The organism is Flagellimonas ulvae, assembly GCF_049333175.1.
Taxonomy (GTDB): domain Bacteria; phylum Bacteroidota; class Bacteroidia; order Flavobacteriales; family Flavobacteriaceae; genus Flagellimonas.
This window is the reverse complement of sequence record NZ_CP186325.1, coordinates 1,213,835-1,232,623: the sequence shown is the minus strand read 5'-3', so window position 1 is coordinate 1,232,623 and position 18,789 is coordinate 1,213,835. Positions and strand designations below refer to the sequence as shown.

13 protein-coding genes, 1 tRNA gene and 1 pseudogene are annotated in these 18,789 nt (G+C 37.5%); 4 read left to right on the top strand and 11 right to left on the bottom strand.

What is annotated here, in order from left to right; translation table 11 throughout:
* Window positions 1-121: 121 nt before the first annotated feature.
* Complete coding sequence (locus ACOKFD_RS05625; RefSeq protein WP_298999314.1) at window positions 122-418, top strand: hypothetical protein; 297 nt, start codon at window positions 122-124, stop codon at window positions 416-418.
* A gap of 76 nt (window positions 419-494) precedes the next feature.
* Window positions 495-568, top strand: a tRNA-Pro gene (locus ACOKFD_RS05620).
* Window positions 569-656: 88 nt separating this feature from the next.
* Here the strand turns inward: ACOKFD_RS05620 and ACOKFD_RS05615 are convergent.
* From ACOKFD_RS05615 to ACOKFD_RS05570, 10 genes and pseudogenes are all read right to left on the bottom strand, one after another.
* Window positions 657-773 (bottom strand): annotated as a pseudogene (locus tag ACOKFD_RS05615) (cysteine peptidase family C39 domain-containing protein); the annotation flags it as partial.
* 434 nt (window positions 774-1,207) lie between these two features.
* On the bottom strand, window positions 1,208-1,375 hold the full coding sequence (locus tag ACOKFD_RS05610; RefSeq protein WP_422860344.1) for a hypothetical protein: 168 nt from the start codon (window positions 1,373-1,375) through the stop codon (window positions 1,208-1,210).
* A gap of 202 nt (window positions 1,376-1,577) precedes the next feature.
* Complete coding sequence (locus ACOKFD_RS05605; RefSeq protein WP_422860343.1) at window positions 1,578-2,477, bottom strand: thiopeptide-type bacteriocin biosynthesis protein; 900 nt, start codon at window positions 2,475-2,477, stop codon at window positions 1,578-1,580.
* Window positions 2,477-4,726: a lantibiotic dehydratase family protein gene (locus ACOKFD_RS05600; protein ID WP_422860342.1), complete on the bottom strand. Its 2,250-nt coding sequence runs from the start codon at window positions 4,724-4,726 to the stop codon at window positions 2,477-2,479. The genes ACOKFD_RS05605 and ACOKFD_RS05600 overlap by 1 nt, the downstream gene beginning before the upstream one ends.
* A 6-nt stretch (window positions 4,727-4,732) precedes the next feature.
* The gene (locus ACOKFD_RS05595; protein ID WP_422860341.1) at window positions 4,733-5,947 is read right to left on the bottom strand and encodes a lanthionine synthetase C family protein; all 1,215 of its coding nucleotides are present in this window, start codon (window positions 5,945-5,947) and stop codon (window positions 4,733-4,735) included.
* Between the two features lie 554 nt (window positions 5,948-6,501).
* The gene (locus tag ACOKFD_RS05590) at window positions 6,502-7,059 is read right to left on the bottom strand and encodes a porin family protein (protein ID WP_422860340.1); all 558 of its coding nucleotides are present in this window, start codon (window positions 7,057-7,059) and stop codon (window positions 6,502-6,504) included.
* 342 nt (window positions 7,060-7,401) lie between these two features.
* Window positions 7,402-7,779 (bottom strand): nuclear transport factor 2 family protein, encoded by a 378-nt coding sequence (locus ACOKFD_RS05585; RefSeq protein WP_422860339.1) that lies wholly within the window; start codon window positions 7,777-7,779, stop codon window positions 7,402-7,404.
* Window positions 7,780-7,867: 88 nt separating this feature from the next.
* Window positions 7,868-9,742 carry an amidohydrolase family protein gene (locus ACOKFD_RS05580; RefSeq protein WP_422860338.1) on the bottom strand — a complete coding sequence of 625 codons (1,875 nt, stop codon included), beginning with the start codon at window positions 9,740-9,742 and terminating at the stop codon, window positions 7,868-7,870.
* A 283-nt stretch (window positions 9,743-10,025) separates the two neighbouring features.
* A complete protein-coding gene (locus tag ACOKFD_RS05575; RefSeq protein WP_422860337.1) occupies window positions 10,026-10,331 on the bottom strand; it encodes a helix-turn-helix transcriptional regulator in 306 nt (101 codons plus the stop codon).
* Complete coding sequence (locus tag ACOKFD_RS05570; protein ID WP_422860336.1) at window positions 10,306-10,962, bottom strand: hypothetical protein; 657 nt, start codon at window positions 10,960-10,962, stop codon at window positions 10,306-10,308. Before ACOKFD_RS05570 ends, ACOKFD_RS05575 begins: the two co-directional genes overlap by 26 nt.
* Before the next feature lie 221 nt (window positions 10,963-11,183).
* Between ACOKFD_RS05570 and ACOKFD_RS05565 the strand changes: the two genes are divergently transcribed.
* Both ACOKFD_RS05565 and ACOKFD_RS05560 read left to right on the top strand, forming a co-directional pair.
* A complete protein-coding gene (locus ACOKFD_RS05565; RefSeq protein WP_422860335.1) occupies window positions 11,184-14,336 on the top strand; it encodes a WD40/YVTN/BNR-like repeat-containing protein in 3,153 nt (1,050 codons plus the stop codon).
* Between the two features lie 143 nt (window positions 14,337-14,479).
* Window positions 14,480-16,543, top strand: coding sequence for a TonB-dependent receptor family protein (locus ACOKFD_RS05560; protein ID WP_422860334.1), 2,064 nt, complete (start codon window positions 14,480-14,482; stop codon window positions 16,541-16,543).
* A 38-nt stretch (window positions 16,544-16,581) separates the two neighbouring features.
* Here the strand turns inward: ACOKFD_RS05560 and ACOKFD_RS05555 are convergent, their stop codons facing one another.
* A complete protein-coding gene (locus ACOKFD_RS05555; RefSeq protein ID WP_422860333.1) occupies window positions 16,582-18,789 on the bottom strand; it encodes a DUF5916 domain-containing protein in 2,208 nt (735 codons plus the stop codon).

Genomic DNA, 18,789 nt, shown 5'->3' with positions numbered 1-18,789 from the left:
TATATTTAGGAAATATTCAAATACCGTTGGTCTTTGACCGATGAATTAACTATCAATGACCTAAATTCTTTCTCTTTCTGATGTACATGTAGTCCAGAAAGAGAAAGATAGTATAGCACAAATGAGTAAAAATCTAAATTTTCAACTTTCATCATTTCTTCTTGATGAAAAGGTAAATCTTAATCATTCCATTTTTCGCCTTAATCTATATTTAAATGGATATAGCGAAGCGTATAAACCTTACAAAATTGATTACCATACCATTCTCACAAGCTACTACTTATGGGGAGGTCAAGATTTGGAGGAATTTTGTCAAGATCAAACCTTGAGCTATTTCTTATTGAATCCAATCAATGATTCCCCTGAAGCTAGGGAAGCACTTAGCTTGGAAATTAGAGAATTCTTATCTGGAAAATAATCTTTGGGATAATTAACCGATTGTCTCAAAAGAAAGCTGTTAATTCCATAAAATTTCTATTTTTGCAATCCATTTTCGGGATGTAGCGCAGCCCGGTAGCGCACACGCCTGGGGGGCGTGGGGTCGCAGGTTCAAATCCTGTCATCCCGACGAACCACTTTTCAGTGGGTATCAAAGCACTGTCAAATGACTGATTGACAGTGCTTTTCATTTTATTTTGTAATATTTGATTCTGCTTAAGAAATTCTATAGAATAGGGGCTGCCATAGTACTTAGCAATTATGCGAACACATGTGGGGCCACAATCCATTTGGTTTAGCTGTCGATAGAATGGGAAAGTCCTTGACCGAAACATTGAAACAATTTACCATAAATTGGTAAAAACTTACATTATATGAAGTTTATATCTGTATTTTATAATCAAATAATATTATGCATTTATCTTAAATTATTCTAAGATACCTTGAAAAAGGTACAACCCTGTATAGAACTCAAGGTTTCGTTTGTTGTAGATTTTAATCCATTTAGCTTACCGGTGTAGTGCAGTTTAGTTTTAAAAATGATTCAAAATTTGGCTAGGGTAAAACAATCTGAAAGTAAGTGAAAACAATAAAAGAGGAATTATATAATTGATATTGTGGTATTGTCATGATAATCAAGAATCTATGAGATTGTAATCGAGTATATTGATGTTCTTTAAAAGAAAGAGGATGCTGATTCTTGGCTGAACATTTTGTAATCCAAAAAAAAAAAGCCGCCATATGGTGGCTTTTTTTTTAGATTTTTGTCCTACTTGCATTTACATGAACCCCAATCAGTCCAGTTACAACCCTGGCTTCCACCTCCCATGGTACATCCACCAGTTCCTCGCGGTGAACCACCTACTATTTTACTCAGTTCAAAATTAGAAACCACTTTTTTGTTCAACTCTAAAGAGACTTTTCTTGCTTTTTTCATTGCGATTAGTATTTAATATTTACAAATAATTTCTTACAAAATAGAATGAAAATATTGAAAAAATATAGTCTTTAACACATTAATAACTATTAATGTATTTTATTATTAACATAAATTTTTGTTATAAATAAAAAGATGATTTATGCGGATGTCGAAATAAAATTTAGTTTCTTATTAAACTTAAGTTGATAATTTGATTGACTTAATTCTTGTTAGCCTTCTTTGATACCGCTATTTGGGTTCTATAATATCTGTAAAGGAAATCATAACTAACCATTTCATTTAATCTATTTTTTGATTTGAACAAACGGACCATCAGCATATGGATGTAGCTACTGATTAAGTCATCAAAATCTAGCAAAAGCTCTGTATTTGATGTTATCTCTAAAAGTTCTTTGGCCAAATTATCCAAATTTTTTTTTTTGTGCGTCAGTATAGCTAATATTGGTTTGTATTCGGGTATACTTTCTTCATTAAATTTCATGAATGTCTCTATGTTTCCTCGGTCTTTTCTATATTTTTCATCCAACTGCTTCTTTAAGGGTCTTGACATTCCAAATTCTCTACCAAAGCCTGTCTTTAAGTTATCCATCAGAGTCAATTTATCTGTTGGACTGTAGTTAAAACTATTTAGTAACTGGTCAATCGAGCGCAATCCAAATAACCAGCGTAATCTTTCCCCTTCCTCCCCCTCTATCAAGTCCAAAAAATCGACAGTAGCTTCGCTATCAAAGTGGAAGAGGGTTTCAGAAATCTCCATGGTATTTGCCCCGTATCTTTCTATTTCTCGTTGATAGGTGTCCAGTTGTACCTTCCAAATGATATCGAGTTCTAGGAATTTATTTAAGGGTTTGTATAATAAGGATATTACCTCTCCAATATTTTTTATGTCAGAACAATGAAATCGAACGCGAAGATGATGGTGGGGATCGGAGTAGCGTATAAAAAACCACTTGTCTATGTAATTTTTTTTAATGAGCTTTTTGACTGTTGGCTTGACGATTTCAGTTAAGACTAAATCTGAAGTTTTTGGTCCAGAATAAATTTTATAGTACAACCATTCACTACCAACACTAAAGTTACGCTTTAATTTATTTGTCATTATTCTGGGATATGATTTCGCAACTTTTTTTCATTGTACAAAGAAACAATGATTTGATTGGTATAGATTCCGTTTGCAGATGTCACAATAGCATTAGTTTGATCAAACAAAAACTCCGTAAGAAGGAATTCATCCCTATTTCTAACAGTTTCCAATAACATATGAACCGATGCCACATTGTTAAAGTTTACCAACAATTCGTTATCCCCGTCGGCCAACAGCGCGTAAACCGGTAGTTTGATACAATCGCGCCATTTAGTTACCGCTTTCTGAAGCTCTGAAACCATTTCAAAATTTTTTAACAGTTCCTCTATCTCTTCTTTTTTTATCTTCCACTTAGCTCTGCTCAGTATAAGGTTATCATATTCTACTCTTGGTAAAAACCTTCGGTGATTTGCAATGGGTCCAAAACTGAAATATAGACCTCTTCTAAGGTTCTGTGTCTGCATGTCACAGATAAAATGATAAATAGGAAGGGCATTGATGGCAAAGTCGTGAGCATTGGTCAAATGCGGTATAACTTCTTTGTTAATTTTTCTTGAGCGCAACACTATCCTATTATTTCTAATTGAAATGAAGAGATCTTCAAGCGGAATCTGATTTTCTGGGTCGAGACTGGATTTAGCTAGATAAGGGATTTCATAATCCCTAAAGGAGGGGCGCATTAAAATGTTCCCTACCCTTGATTCAGGCAAATGCACTATCTCTGCCAATATTCGACCTGGATTCATTTGATTTTCAAGATGCGCGATTTTTTGGGTAAAAGCTTTTAAAACTTCATCTCCATGACAAAATCTACCTAACAAATTACCAGCACTCGAGCCTCCCACCTGGGAAAAAAGGATTTTGGTTTTATTGCCCTCGGGAACAACTTCGACCATAGTTGAGAGTGTATCTGGTATGTCATCCCAATTAGGAATAAGATTTACAAAGTCCTGATCCGTTAAGATTATTTTTTGACTCTGATTATTGTAAGAGCAAATCAGTTTTTCTTCAAGCAAGCTTTGGAATTTGTTTTGGGTAAACGTTGTTTGTTCATGGGGATCTTCCTTAGTTGGTAGATTGAGGTTGTCTATGAGTGGGTTAACGTCCCCAGATCCTTTATCCTGTAGGTAGCCTATTCCAGTTTCTACATCTAATACTTTTGAAAGAGGCATTTCCCTTTCCTCATAGCGCTCTAAAAAGGCTTCTTTGAACTTTGATAGATTGTTTTCTTCTGGGTTAGGGGTAATTTTATTTAAAAGAACCATTCCTTTTTTAATTGCCTCTGCTACTTCCGAAGACAACTTATTGGACTTAGGTTGAAGTTTCAAATCCGTTTGAAATAAAAACTTTAGCTCAAACGCCGTTGAGCATTCTTTGAGATAATCACTCAAGGATAAATAGATTTTGGGATTATTACCTATCTGTTTGTCAAGATTTTTCAATTGCCAGTTCACCCTTTTCAAAAATTCAATTTTATTTTTGGTGCCTTCGTATTTGCTCAGTACTTGTATTATATGTGACATGAACTCTGGACCTGATACAGAGGGTTCCAACTCACTAACTAATAATTGGCTGTTCACTAGGTCTTCTATGAAGTTTTCCGCATCCATCCTTGGGATGTCTTCTTCCACCAAGAGTTTGACAAGGCTTTTTAAATGGGCTCCTGGCTTCGATTTGGAAAGCACTTTTTGAAGGTATTCTGAATCATCCACCTCAATTATATGATGATGCCTTCTACTGTTCTTATATGTATATTCAATGTATCTTAGTTGAGTACCAATGCGGTAGATGCTTGAGTTGGGGTAGAACATTAGCTTTTCCCGTATTCCTTCCTTCCTAGATATATCTTGTGAAAGTGCAACCAAGTAGTTCATGTCCAATCGAGTATGCCTACCATTAAGATTAGGAGAGGAATTTTCAATACTTGTTTGTTCAGCGAATTTTCCAAGACTACAACCAGCAAAAAGGCCAAAAGGAGTACAACGGGTACTTAACCTTGTTAGGTATTTTAAGAATGAAAGTTTAATTTTTCTTTCTTTTTTTGGATCGAGTTCATCCATTACCCATTTCTCCATTTCAAAATAAAGTGTGGGTGAAGCCAAAAAACAGGCTTCCCGTATCATTGGATCTTTATACACTTTCTTGAGCTCGTCTTTTGAGATGTCTTGGTTTGCCGTCAGCGTCTTATAAAAATCAAAACTTAATAAAGGAGTTCTTAAAACAAAGTTTGATAAATAATTATATGGTATTTGAGCGTTTTTCACTAGCCTTTAGTTTATCATTAGACATTCATCCCAAAAATTGGGTTCATCAGATAGATGCTCAATGATTGCAAGACCAATTCCGGCAACCCCCTCCAGAAGTGATAATTCGGCTTTCCATTCTTGAACAACGCCATTCCACTGTTTGTAGCCAGCATGACCGTCTGTATAACATGCTTTTTTTATGCCATCTTTTATCCAAAAATCAATGGATTTTTTGAATTGACCATTTTCACTATGGAGAAAGAATTTTCGAAATATCTGAGCATTTCCAAAGGAGCCATGGCAAATTCCAGCATCAACGACCCGAGTCTGTTCAGGGAGTTTCCTACTTGTTGAAAAAACACCTATTTCAAGGCTATGTTCTACCAACAAATCGTCATCCAAGGAATTCCCTGCATTCAGCAATGAGACCCCGATACCCAAATCACCATAACACCATGCAAGCCTGGAACTGTACTCATTTGGTCTTTCTGGATTTATTGAGTCCGGAAACAGCGAAACTCCATTTTGACCTGTTCCCTCATGTTTAAGGGTATAACGAAGACATCCGGTTAATATGGGTTTAGTGATATCCTGCAGGGAACCAATTTCATTTAGTCTGGAAAGAAAATTAAGAATACTTGACATACCATGGGATAGACTTAAGTTGTAACCCTTAGCGCCTGTTTTGGAATCGATGACTGATTCCCATTTATATTCCTCACCGTCCTTAACGGCCAACTTATCCAAATTCTTGACCAGTACAGATAAATAATGTTCATATCGTAATCTCAGTTCTTCTCTTTTTGTGCCTTTGTACCTTTTTACAAAATAAAAGCCATATCCAATCGCCCCGTGTAAAAAATCAATATTATTGTTAGAGAGGTCAAACCGCATTTTATCAAACAAATATTCATCAAAATTCATCAAGAGGTCATCACATTCTATGTCAATGAAGTTATGGTTGCTTAAATGTTGGATTGCCCAACCTAACCCTGCGATACCAGCGCAATAAGTTGGATATGAAAACCCTTCATTAATTTTTTCAATACAATAGGACACCATATCTACACCTAGGTCGGCAATGCTATCATCACCTTTATATTTGGCATAGTAAAATTGAAACAATGCCATACCTGACACCCCGGTCAGAATACCCAAACTTTCCTCTTGTCGGTATCCATTTTGAATTTCGGCGCTTATGGTTTCAAGTTTCTCTTCCAAAAAAACTATTTCTTCCATTTTCAATTTAGATTAGAATATTGGGTAACATTCCTTCTTTATATTTAAATTTTTATAAGAAAAATATTTCCTTAAATATCCGAAAAACGTGTCAAAGTAAAACAAGCATGACATAAGTATTTGGTAGATATCAAGAAGACAAGTGAAAAAATTAGGTTGTTTTGATCAATGATGACTGATATTGACGAGTTTGGCGTGCTCGTAGATTGATAAAACCCTTTGAATTATTGGAATTTATTAACGAAATGACAACGATTATATCTACAAGAAGTAGTTGGTTTTTCTAATTTATTTTTTTAAAAACCGGGAATAATTCAATATGAATCATAATTAAAATTGGTATTTTACTAACAAGTAAAGAGATTCATAAATTTTGTATCAACAAGTACTAATTTGAATACAGTGTAGACTTCGGTTAATGAGTTTAAAGAAACAGTTTAAATTGTTGATATACATTTGTTTATGATGAATTTTTCAATCCTGTTGTCCCAACAAATAAAAGCTAAAAAGCCCAAACTATAATGTTTGAGCTTTGTATTTTGTATTTCCTTGCGTTACCAGAAAAAGAATCCAACGTAAATCTGGAATACGCCATTTCTATTTTTATCATCAAGTTCGTCTGCATCATTGATGTTTGATAAACCTAAGTTGTACCTTGCCCCAAAATTTAGACCATTTTCAAGCTTGTATCCTAGACCAAAATTAACACCAAGGTCTATACTATTAAAGCTATCATCAACATCGTTTTCTTCTTGTTTTGCAGAAAGCAAATAACCAAATTGAGGGCCAGCTTCTATGCTTAGTCCTTTAGCTACGTAGTATTTTGCCATTAAAGGAATAGTAAGATAATTTAATGAAACTAAATCGTCGTTAGTATCAAATCCTTGGGCAGAATACATCAATTCAGGTTGAAAAGATAATTTTTCTGAAAATGGAATTTCTGCAACCAATCCAAAACTTGGAAACTCTGTAATAGGCGTAATATCAGAAGTGTTATCACCAGTAATAGATGCAAAGTTGATGCCTGCTTTTGCTCCTAATTGAAACTCTTGAGCATTTCCACTTGTTAAACCGGCAAAGATTAGTGATGCCGTCAATAGCACTTTTTTCATAATTAATTGTATTTAAAACTTACGTTTAACATTTTTTGAATTTGCGTATTTAATATGAAGCAAAACTACTTTTATTGCGTTTAATTGACTTGTCAAAAAATCAGTATTTCTTGGAGGTGGATTTAGACATTTCAGAGTATTCAAGATGCGGTAAGACTTAAATCAGAATTAACAAACACTGAGAATAAAAAGAAAAATCCTCTTGTCATTTAATAAAAGAGAATACTAGAGTGTTATAAGCAACTAGCGGTAAAACCGAAGTTAGGTGGGCTTGCTACTTGACAAGAATCAAGTTTATTGTTGCAACGATTTAGGTCCCCGTACAAAAACTCAAGAAGAGTTCTAATAAACAGCTGGAATGTCCCAGATTTCTTTAATCTTTCCATCGACAATTCGCCAAACCAGAGCGACGTCAAATTTCTCTTTCTTTCCATTTATCTCCAGTTCATTAATGTTATGCATCAAAACTAATTCTGAACCTATAGGAATCATCCGAATAGTATTTGGCTTAAAGGTTCCCTCGGTAAAATTCATAAGCTTTGAGAAAAAATTACCAATACCATCTAGGCCCGCATAATCACCTTCCATATCGGGGAGCTTGGGGTTAAAAAAACGCCAAACCACATCTTCATGAAACAAAGTAGCATTTTTAGGGAGATTGCTTGGGTCTTCTATTTGCTCGATTAACATTAAGTTAGGGTGTTTTTTTGAATTGTTCATTTTCTATAGAATAACATTTTAAGTATCATCTCGGCTTGTTAAAAAAAATAGGAAATCGAAACAAAGCCTTTTTAACTTTATTTATGCTTTAATGACTTTGTAGTTCTTGAAGAACCTTTAAGCCATTTGAATTTTCAGGATTAAGCCTAACGGATTTCTGGTAGTTCTCAATAGCAACCTTTTTCTGATTGTTTGCTAAATAGGCTTCTCCCAAACTATCGTAGGCATTCCAAGACTCTGGATACAGTTCCACGATATACTTAAACACTTCTAAAGCCTTTTCTATTTTTCCAGTTTGTAAGTAATAGTAGCCCGTAGTGTTCAATTGGGATTCAACTTTATCATTATATGCTTTGGAATTGGGAAATAGTTTCTCTATTTCTCTAAGGAGGGCTATGCCTTTTGAGACTTCATCATGCATTAAAAGCCGGCGGGCCACCTCGTTAAACTCAGATTTCTTGACCTTAAGATATCTATCTGATTTCTTAGTATTTGTAAACCATTCTAGCGCTTCTTCAAGACTTTGGTCTACAATTATTTTGTAAAATGTATTGGCAATACTTGGCTTGAACACCAAAGTTTCACCTCCTTTGATTATAGTTTTTCCCCCCAGTATATTGCTGAAGTCATCGAAAGGATTCTCTTCAAAAATGATAAGATCTGCTTTTTTCCCTCCTTCAATCGAGCCGTACTGATGATCAATAGCCATTGCTTTTGCACCATTAAGGGTAGCAATGGTTAATATGTCCGGCACTTCAAAACCTGCATTTTTCATCAATAACATCTCAGATAAAAATGCCTTGCCCCCCAGCTGGGTATCGGTTCCCATCCTGATTTCGATACCCCTCTGATGCATTTTCAATAAAAAAGCCATCATTGTATCGAACGCCTCTGCAATACTTTGCTGTTGAACACCTAAAAACGAAGGAAAATAAGGTCTGTTTCGTAATGGAAACGTTTGGAAGGATGAAAAAAAATCTGTTTTCCCGGCCACTGCGCCTAAAACATGTATGGTTGTGCTTACGGTTGCTTTATTATTGGCAAGTTCATCTACGAGCTCATTCATTTTTTTATCCAAATCTGGAGACTCCTTGATAAAAACAAAAAAGAAAAGCAGCCTTGCAGAGTATTCATCTATGGAGCGAATCCCATCAAAACCGAATCTTTCACTAAACTGTGTTTCGTAATCCTTAAGGTTAAACACACTCTCCGCCACTGTAAAAAAGTGTTCAAAATTATAAACTCCCATACCCATGGCATCACTTAGGGATATATTATTTCTATCTATATGGCCATAAACGTTTAAACCAAGCTCTTTTGCCTTGCTAACGACTGCTTTCAATTCAGGAGGATTTAAGGAAGAATACAGTTTTATATGTTGGATACCTAGGCTATCATATTGTTGTATTTTGATTTTTGCATGCGCAGGATTCAATACCTCTGAATGATTCATATTGGGCTCATATGCCTCATCAGATTTAAGGGCTCCCCCTGTCATATAAATATTTGGGAATTTGGCGGATGGCGATTTTTGCCATTTTAAAGTGACGTCCAGCCATTTTTCGGGACTCCCCATATCAAAAATTGTTGTTACTCCATGTCTTAGGTATAGCTCGCCCAAAATGCGTTTAAAGTTTTCCTCGTCTTCAATGGAGTCCGGTGCTATCCAACTTCCATCCCCAAAGATTTGGGTAAGGTGCATATGGGTATCTATAAATCCTGGTGTGACCAGATTACCTTTTTTTGTTATGGTGGTTTTTGCCTTGAATGTTTTTGACGCATTGGAAATCAATGCGATGGTATCAGCGTTTATCAGTATGGTTTGGTTTTTGGCTACGTTTTTCTTCTTAGGATTATAGATACTTACATTTTGAATAGCCAGATCATACGTTGGTTCTTTACCGCTTTCTGAACAAGATATACAGATAAGTAACAACAGTATTGCGAAATATATTTTTATCATTTTTTTGATTTCAAATTTTATACCCGGAAATTTTTCCACAGTAGCTTATTTTCAATGGAGTGTCAATCCTGATGAACCAATCTGACGCCCAGTAAATTGGACAGATGATAAATCCTTTGTTGGAAATCAGTAAAAGTATATTCGACCCATGTATTGGATTTGTCAAAAAATCAATATTTATTGGAAAAAGCTTGGGTAGTGGCAGCTATTGGTTTTGGGAGTCATTTAATAGATAGTCTATGGAATCTACCTCAAATTAAGGATATGTGAATGACCTAAGTTTTTATAATAGCCTTGAAGGGGAAAAACCGTATGCTTTTTTAAAAACTTTGCTAAAAACGCTTAAATCGTTGAAACCTAAAGTATCAGCAACCTCACTTACAGAAACATCATTGAATTGCAGTAATTCTTTTGCCTTGCGTGTTTTTAGACGATTGATATATTGATGGGGCGTCTTTCCAAATGTTTTTTTGAAAGAGTCGTATAAATGAAATTTTGACAATGAAGATTCCTGAGAGAGCTCTTCAATTGAAATTGGCCGTTCTATGTTATCATGAATAAACTCATAAGCGACCAGAAGTCTTTTCATTGTCTCTATTTTGGTAGAGTTCTTTTTGACAGCTATGTTTTTCAGCATTTTTTGACTCCATTTCTGACTCTAGTGCCAATGCCTGTAAAATCTCATAGCTCCAGTCTTTTGGTGAAACAAGGTTAAAATCCTGTGTATTGGATAAGCTGTACATGTGCTGCAACAACCTCCCCGAGTTGTAATGATTTGAATTTAGGTTGCCTTCAAAGAAGTGTAGCCTCTGGGATGGACTGTCATAGGAATCATCCAATAATTTTTCTTCCTTTGAAGAAGAATAAAATGTGAAACCATCAACTAGTTCATCCGTCAAGCCGAAGCTCAAGACATCTATGTAATCGTTTTTTTCATTGTAATATTTCCAACCTTCGTTTGGGTTTAACACCAGGTATTGGTCATCTTTGATGTTCAAGATTTTGTCCTCAAAAACTAATTTACCCCGTCCCTGTTTGAAATACCGAATGGTCAAGCTATTTTGTTGAAAATCGTAAAACGGAATTTTGGCCTTATAGCGGAGTAATAAATTTTCCTCGTTTACTTTGCGATTATCTCTAAAATTGCCATTCAAGACAGAATCTCCGTATATATGGTTTTCAAAATGATTATAAAATTTATCGGTATAGTCAATGTGCATTCTTGATTTATTTACTAATCTATCCTCATTAAAGATGCCAAAAAATGAAAAGGGTTACATGGAAGAATGCTAAATTATTTACTAAACCTCATTTTAATTCTGATAAGCTTTTATTCTTCCCAAGTATAAAATCATTTTTACGTGTTAAAAGATAAATAACCACTTAGTAGTTACTGAGTGATTATATTGTTATTTTTAGATTACGAAAACAACTACGCTCTATGAAACGATTTTTACTCTACCTTTTTTTGATACTTTTTGTATCTCAGACAAACGATATTGCGGCCCAACGCAAACGAAGCAAGAAGGCTATCACTGAAAACTATTCGGAATCTTTATATAATTCCATTAAATGGCGTTTGGTAGGACCTTTTAGAGGAGGCCGTTCTGGAACTGCCTCAGGTGTTTTAAATAATCCCAACCTCTACTATATGGGAACCGCTGGTGGCGGAGTTTGGAAAACTACTGATGCAGGCAACACATGGAGTTGCATTTCCGATGGGTATTTTGGAGGGTCCATTGGCGCAGTTGCCGTTTCAGAATCTGACCCTAATATTATTTACGTTGGTGAAGGAGAACAAACACTTCGTGGAAATGTTTCCTCTGGAAATGGAATTTGGAAAAGTCTTGACGCTGGGGAAACATGGAAACATATAGGTCTGGAAGGCTCAGAACATATCTCAAGAATAAGAATACACCCTACAAATCCAGATTTAGTGTATGTAGCTGCTATTGGTAATCTCTGGAAACCTAATGGAACCCGTGGAGTCTATCGTTCGAAAGATGGGGGCGAGAGCTGGGAAAAGATACTTTATGAAAGTGATAAAGCCGGAGCTGGAGATTTGATTCTGGACCCCAACAATGCTAGAATTATATATGCGGCAACTTGGGAGATGAAACGAAATGGGTACCGGATGGATAGTGGAGGACCCGATAGTAAAATGTACAAGAGTACGGATGGAGGGGATACCTGGACCGATATCTCAAAATATACAGGTTTACCTGAAGGTCCCTGGGGTATTGTAGGTATTGCAGTATCTCCAGTAGATTCCAATAGGGTATGGGCCATCATAGAAGCGGAAGATGGGGGAGTTTTCCGTTCTGAAGACGCCGGGAAAACTTGGAAAAAAATCAACGAGAACCGTGCGTTACGTCAAAGAGCTTGGTATTACAGTAGAATCTACGCAGATACCCAGAACAAGGATAAAGTATATGTGATGAACGTGAGCTATGGGGTTTCAACCGATGGCGGAAAAACATTTACCTTAAAAAACGCACCACACGGCGATCATCATGACTTATGGATTGACCCCAACAACAACAACAGAATGGTAATTGCGGATGATGGAGGAGCACAGGTTTCCAACGATGGGGGTGAGAACTGGACAACGTATCACAATCAGCCCACGGCGCAATTTTATAGAGTGACTACGGACAATTCTTTTCCCTATAGAATCTATGGAGCACAGCAGGATAATAGTACGGTTCGGATAAACAATAGGTCCTCTGGGTCCAGTATTACCGAACGTGATTGGGAACCTACAGCGGGAGGTGAAAGTGCGCACTTAGCTCCTGACCCCAATAATAATGAAATTGTTTACGGAGGAACATATAAAGGGTATATGATGAGAGAAGATCATTCCGTAAACCAAACCCGTTCCATAAATGTTTGGCCGGATAACCCTGCTGGTTCAGGTGCTGAAGTGATGAAATACCGCTTCAACTGGAATTTTCCTGTCAAGTTCAGCATACATGATAGTAGTAAATTATATGTAGGGTCTAATTTTCTACATGCCACCACAAACGGAGGGCAATCATGGGAAACTATTTCTCCTGACCTTACCCGCGGTTTACCCGAAACTATAAAATCATCAGGTGGACCTATCACCCAAGATAATACAGGTGCTGAGTTTTATTCCAACATCTTTGCCATAAACGAGTCTCCTTTGGAGGAAGGTGTTATTTGGGTAGGAAGCGATGATGGATTGATTCATGTTTCAAGGGATAATGGAGCAAACTGGGAGAATGTCACACCCCCAGAAAGTATGAGTCCTAAACTCAATATGATTAATTGTATTGACCCGAGCCCATTTAAAAAAGGTACAGCTTATGTTGCCGCAACGTCGTACAAGTTTGGCGATTATACTCCCTATCTCTATAAAACAACAGACTATGGCAAAACGTGGCAGGTAATTACCAAAGGAATCAAAAGTAACTATTATACCAGGGCCATTCGTTCTGACAAAGTTCGTGAAGGCTTGCTATATGCTGGAACGGAATGGGGGATGTACGTGTCTTTTGATGATGGTGCCAGTTGGTCACCTTTTCAGCTGAATCTACCTATCACTTCCATCCGAGACCTTCATGTTAGGGATAACGATTTGATTGCTGCCACGCATGGCCGTAGTTTTTGGATGATTGATGACTTAACCCCTTTGCATCAACTTTCAAAGGAAATGGCCGATTCACAGTTTTATCTATATAAGCCTGACAAAGCCTACCGCATGCAGCAATCCGGTGGATGGCGAAAACCAAACACAAAATTGGTCGGTGAAAACCACCCAAATGGGGCAATCATCAACTACTATGTACAAGATGTAAAAGAAACAGATGATGTGTCCATTGAGATATTGGAGATGGATGGTACATTGATTCAACGCTTTTCATCTAAAGTGGAAAAAGGGGATAAATTAAATCCATCGGCAGATAAACCTTTAAAAGTAAAATCAGGGGGTAATAGACTAATCTGGAACATGAGGTACCCAGGCTACCGAACTTTCAAGGGTATGGTATTCTATTCATCTCCAAATTTGGGCCCTAAGGCCGTACCTGGAAGTTATAAGGTTAAGATGAGTTATAACGGGCAAACTTCGGAAGAGGTCTTTACCATTGTGAAAGACCCCAGAATGCCCAACACAGAGAGCGATTATAAAGAACAGTTTGATTTTCTTATGGACGTGAGAGACCAAGTTAGCAAAGCGAATACCGCTATCATCGACATAAGAAGAGTTAAAAAAGATTTGGATTATCTCAAAGGAAAATCAGGATTGAAAAAGGATTTGAAAGATATGATCTCCGATTTTGAATCGAAATTGGACGTTATTGAAAATAACATCCACATGACCAAAAACCAGAGTAGGCAAGATCCATTAAATTATGGTATCCGTATCAATAACAGACTCGCATTTTTGATGACAGATTCGCAACGTGGGGATTATCCACCAACTGATCAGGCCAAAGAATTCTTCAGCGAGGTCACCAAGGAGTTAAATGTTGAGATTTCAGCCTTAAACCAATTAATGGATGAATACATTCCTAAAGTAAACGGGCATGTAGATTCTAATAATATGGGAATAATCTCTTTAGAGAGATAAAATGAACAAAAATTGGAATCGGTATGAGTGATTTAAATATCATGCATGCCGATTCTTTTGTTTTTGGAAAATAAAAAGCTTGATAAAAAGGAAACAATAGTGGAAATTTATACCCTCAATCCTTTACCCAAAAATTATTCGGCTTGATTGTTTTTTCTAAATCTGCACATAGGATAAGACTGTCCTTATTGCTCTTTACAATATTATTCAGTGCTATCTCTAAAGCTCAACAGGATAGTGTTCCTGTCATTGAGTTGGATACCGTGATAATAGAAGCGGCACGATTGCAAATTGCCAAAGATGAGCTTCCCGCATCTGTTTCGGTAAAGGAATTTGGCGCCATACAACAAAATTTACAACAGCTTACCGCAAACGATTACCTACAGGGAATACCGGGACTTTTTGTGTTGAACAGTAACAACTTTGCACAAGATACCCGAATTTCCATTCGTGGTTTTGGTGCGCGTTCAGCATTTGGGATAAGAGGGGTCAGATTGGTCATTGATGGGATTCCTGAAACCACACCTGATGGGCAAGGACAGGTGGATAACCTTAATTTAGCTCTCATTGAAAGGATAGAGGTGTTACGTGGTGCATCTTCTTCCCTTTATGGAAATGCTTCGGGAGGGGTAATCAACGTAAGCACCAAATCCAACTTTTCTAGAGACTTTGTTGAGCTTTCTTCTGCTATCGGCAGCTATAATTTCCAAAGTTTTCAGGCGATAGCGGGCATTAGAAACAAAAAATCAAAGACTGTAATTTTTGCCAATAGAACGACCTCCGATGGGTTTCGCGCAAACAGCCGTTTTGAAACCAATCAATTCAATCTTAGGACAAAATTGAACACCGGAAATAAGACAAGTCTAAACTTTCAACTTAATTACACCGATAGTCCAATGGCTCAGGATGCGGGTGGAATTACCCAAGAGGATGTTGATGTGGATAGGACCCAGGCAAGGGACAGAAATGTAGATTTTGATACGGGGGAATCTGTTAGACAATTCAAAACAGGAGTTGCGCTACAATGGCGACCTTCCAAACTGAACTTAAATTCTTTTGTGTATTATTCATATCGGGATTTTGCCAACAAATTACCCTTTTCGTTTGGGGGAGCTGTAGATTTGGTTCGTAACTATTGGGGCCATGGCTCAAATGCAAGCTTTGATTTTTTTAAAGACAAAGGACTTTTGACAGCTCAAGTAGGATACGAATTGGCCTCGCAAAATGATAGAAGAACCCGATTTATAAATGATTTGGGCAGTTTAGGTGACGTTACGCTTCAGCAGAATGAAATCTTTCAAAATTTGGGAGCATTTGCAATTCTTCAATCCAAAATAGAAAAATGGGTTTTTAGGGGAGGACTTCGTTATGACAACAACATTCTTGAGGTAAAAGATACCTTTTTGGACAATGGAGATGCCTCGGATAGAATTGTATTGAATACCATTAATCCAAGCATCGGTTTACGTTTTAAGGTAGATAAAAACCAATCTTTGTTTGCGAATTTTGCTACCAGTTTTGAAACTCCTGTCTTGAGTGAGCTCTCTGCCAATCCGAATGATGATGGAGGTTTCAATCAGAATTTGAACGAACAGACATCCACTACCTTTGAAGGTGGGTATACATATTCCAAACCAAAATTTAGATTGGAGACCACTGTTTTTTATATTGAAACAGAAGATGACATTGTCCCTTTTGAACTGGAAGCCTTCCCAGACCGAACGTTTTTTAGAAATGCCGGAAGCGCTGAACGTTTTGGGCTGGAGGTGTCCACAGTCTTTTGGTTGAACAATACCATTCGATTTAATGCTTCGTATGCATGGTCCAGGTTTACCTACAATCGTTTTGAGATTCCCTTAGGTAATTTTAATGGGAACAGATTGCCTGGGGTTCCTGAGCATTTGGCTTTTTTACAGGGATTGTATCGTTCACCAAAAGGATTGGTAATCCGATGGAATATGCAGTATAGAGGAGACTTTTTTGCCAATGATAGCAATGCTGTTACAGAAGCATCCGCAGTTATCTCCAATCTGAGTGTCTCTCAAAAACTGAGTTTTGATGGATGGAACTTGAGTCCATACTTTGGTATAAATAACCTATTTGATACGCAGTACAATGACAACGTTCGTTTGAACGCCTTCGGTGGTCGTTTTTTTGAGCCTGCCCCTGGGATAAACGTTTATGGAGGTTTAAGAATATCCCTTTGACCTTTACTTTTTTAAGGAAATGCGTGTCGTTTTCACACTCAGAACTGCTTTAAAAACGTAATCTTACTGATAAACTGGGTACTTTGCTGTATGGGGTCAAAAATTTCTGTTTGGGTATCGTTAAGTACTAGGTAAATGAAGGATAAGGGCATATATTCCCAACTGAATCGAACGTTCCATCGACCTTGTTGGTCAAAGCTATTGTATTGATAAAAAGTGGATAGTTGAACTCTAGGGTTTAATGCCAAACGTAAACTAGCGGTATATAGGTCTGTATTCAAGTCTTCAGATAAAATGCCCACCCCGTTGATATTGTTATGCTCATAATCCGCGTTAAGAGCAATGTGAGGTATTGGGGCATAACGCAGCCCACCTATTACCGTGTTTCTTGTACCGTTATAAAAGTTTCCAAAGTCATACCGAATAGAACCAGAGAACTTCTTTGAACGATCGGAATTATAACGGACCAGATATCGTGTATAGCTATATCTACCTTCTTCAATCTCAAGCCCTAAAGGAGCAAAGTTAAAATTGATATTTTGCCAGGTTGGTGTGAAGGAAGCTTCTAAAAAGCTATTGTCTTTAAACCAAGTATAGATAGGAAAAATGTAAAGGTTGGATTGCTGAAAGCTTCCAAAGTCTTCAAAATCATGAAAAAGATTAAAAAAGGCTCCGGGATTCCAACGACGAACAAACGGCAACCACTTAGGGCGCAAAATGGGATACCCCCCTGGGCTGTGTTGCATAACATTCCGTTGACGAACAAAACCCATATCTGGAGTATAGTCTTCGCTAACAAAATTATTGAAATAGCCTATATAGTAGTCGTTGGTACGTGCGCCTGCAAAAACCCTTCCGGCATATCCATTTTCTTCGGCCTCACTATCTATTGATGTGGATAGCAAGTAAGAAACCGTAATTTCACTTTTAGGTCGTATAAATCCATCAATAGAAATGGTGGTGTTGTTCTGACTCTCCAAATCAAGACTGTTCAGGTTATCATCTCTACGATAGGTGACCATGGCTCCAATGTTATTTTCCTTGCCATAGTTTTGAATATAGCGTGCTACGCCAAATGTGGCACCAGCGCTGTCATCCGTTTCTCGTTGGCGTACTGCTAGTGCAGCAAGAGTACGATTTTCATTTCTGTCCGTATACCGGGCCCCGGCATCCAAAGGAGCTGGAGCTGCATTAAAAGCATTTGAAAGACCTATGGTACGGCTGAAAAAAGGTCGTACAAAAGAGTTGCCGGCACCAGCCCAAATCCCCGAGTTTTCTAGAAAAAATTGTCGTCTTTCTGGAAAAAAGATATTGAACCGTTCCAAGTTGTTTACGGCTTGATCCACATCTGCTTGGGCAAAATCGGTATTAATGGTCAAATCAAGCACCGCGTTTGGACTAATCGCCCATTTTACATCCCCGCCGACTTTTGGATTATTCAATTTGTCGACCAAAACGTCACCTTCCCTATTTTCGTCATATTGGTAAAGTGCGTAGGGTTCAATACGAATATTGGCCGAGGGAGGAGGCACTTGTAAACCTGTAAGTTTTGCGGCGTACGTCATTCGATTTTCAGAAAAAGACTGTGGTATGGCCGGGAAAACGGTTTTCTCATAGTCTTTACGTGCCAATCGAAAAAAGGTTATGCCCCATTCCACGGGAACACCTTCAATAGGCTTGTCATATCGAATGGATTTAAAGGGAATGGCAAATTCGGCATAATACCCTTTATCGGTTCTTTGGGTACGAACCCGCCATAGCGCATTCCAATCCTCATCCCTAATGTTATCGTTGAAATTCTGAACGTCCTGCTGATTTCCGTAAGGTGTAGTTTGAAAAGAAACGGCGTATTGTTTGGTATTTTGGGCATCTATCTGAATTCCAAAAACGTCGTTTTCCAGGCCATTGAAATCTCGACTCAAATCCTGCATTCGAACGCCCTTTCTACCCATGGAATCCTTTGCAAAAACTCCAAAGTATATGTTTTTGTCATCGAACAGAACGCGCACTTCTGTTGGATTCTTGATAACTCCTCCTTGTACGGGCTCAACACGGAAAAAGTTGGTTATGGGCTGCGCCACATCCCAATCAGATTCATCCAACCGCCCATCTACGGTTACCATACAATTGGCCCTAGAAGCTGTAATAATGACCGGAGTCTCAGGTGGTGGGAAATTATCAACACCTTGTTGCGCTATTCCCTGCCAAGAACTTAGAATAGAAATTAAAAAAAGAATCCTTTTCAT

What these genes read in the sequence shown, in the direction of transcription:
- ACOKFD_RS05580 (WP_422860338.1), bottom strand. Translation starts at nt 9,742, where the DNA reads ATGATAAAAATATATTTCGCAATACTGTTGTTACTTATCTGTATATCT.
- ACOKFD_RS05570 (WP_422860336.1), bottom strand. Translation starts at nt 10,962, where the DNA reads ATGCACATTGACTATACCGATAAATTTTATAATCATTTTGAAAACCAT.
- ACOKFD_RS05605 (WP_422860343.1), bottom strand. Translation starts at nt 2,477, where the DNA reads ATGACAAATAAATTAAAGCGTAACTTTAGTGTTGGTAGTGAATGGTTG.
- ACOKFD_RS05585 (WP_422860339.1), bottom strand. Translation starts at nt 7,779, where the DNA reads ATGAACAATTCAAAAAAACACCCTAACTTAATGTTAATCGAGCAAATA.
- ACOKFD_RS05610 (WP_422860344.1), bottom strand. Translation starts at nt 1,375, where the DNA reads ATGAAAAAAGCAAGAAAAGTCTCTTTAGAGTTGAACAAAAAAGTGGTT.
- ACOKFD_RS05595 (WP_422860341.1), bottom strand. Translation starts at nt 5,947, where the DNA reads ATGGAAGAAATAGTTTTTTTGGAAGAGAAACTTGAAACCATAAGCGCC.
- ACOKFD_RS05575 (WP_422860337.1), bottom strand. Translation starts at nt 10,331, where the DNA reads ATGAAAAGACTTCTGGTCGCTTATGAGTTTATTCATGATAACATAGAA.
- ACOKFD_RS05565 (WP_422860335.1), top strand. Translation starts at nt 11,184, where the DNA reads ATGAAACGATTTTTACTCTACCTTTTTTTGATACTTTTTGTATCTCAG.
- ACOKFD_RS05555 (WP_422860333.1), bottom strand. Translation starts at nt 18,789, where the DNA reads ATGAAAAGGATTCTTTTTTTAATTTCTATTCTAAGTTCTTGGCAGGGA.
- ACOKFD_RS05590 (WP_422860340.1), bottom strand. Translation starts at nt 7,059, where the DNA reads ATGAAAAAAGTGCTATTGACGGCATCACTAATCTTTGCCGGTTTAACA.
- ACOKFD_RS05625 (WP_298999314.1), top strand. Translation starts at nt 122, where the DNA reads ATGAGTAAAAATCTAAATTTTCAACTTTCATCATTTCTTCTTGATGAA.